Annotated in this window: 1 pseudogene; it reads left to right on the plus strand. The window is 73.0% G+C overall.

What is annotated here, in order from left to right:
* A pseudogene (locus ACFV0G_RS21420) lies at positions 1 to 587 on the plus strand (PKD domain-containing protein); the annotation flags it as partial.
* Between the last annotated feature and the right edge of the window lie 50 nt (positions 588 to 637).

Here is a 637-nt window from a genome sequence, read left to right on the forward strand (position 1 = left end):
ACGTGACCGTCACCGCCACCACCGCGCCCGGTTACCTGACGGTGTATCCGCACGGTGACGCGGTTCCCACCGCCTCGAACCTGAACTGGGTCGCGGGCCGGACGGTCCCGAACCTGGTGACCGTCCCGGTGAAGGACGGCAAGGTCTCCTTCCGCAACTCCTCCCCCGGTACCGTGCACCTGGTCGCGGACCTCGCCGGCTACTACGGCGCCAAGGGCCTCGACACGTACCGTCCGGTCGGCCCGTGGCGGGCGATGGACACCCGCCAGGACTGGGGCGGCGGCGACGGTCCGGTCCGTCGTGCGGGCGCCGTCCCGGCCAGGGGCACGCTGGACCTGGCGCTCAACGTCCCCGCGACGGCCGTGACCCTGAACGTCACGGTGACCGCCCCCGGCGGCCCCGGCTTCCTGACGGCCTACCCGTACGGCACCGCCCGGCCGAACGCCTCCAACCTCAACTGGGTGGCGGGCCAGACCATCGCCAACCAGGTCGTGGTCCCGGTGAAGGACGGCAAGGCGTCGTTCTACAACGGCAGCGATGCCTCGGTGCACGTCGTGGTGGACGTCTTCGGCTACCAGGCCCCCTGACGCCCACGGCCCGACCCGGCGGCCCCGGCACCGAGCACCCGCTCGGCGCC

The organism is Kitasatospora sp. NPDC059571, assembly GCF_042735675.1.
Classification (GTDB): Bacteria; Actinomycetota; Actinomycetes; order Streptomycetales; family Streptomycetaceae; genus Kitasatospora.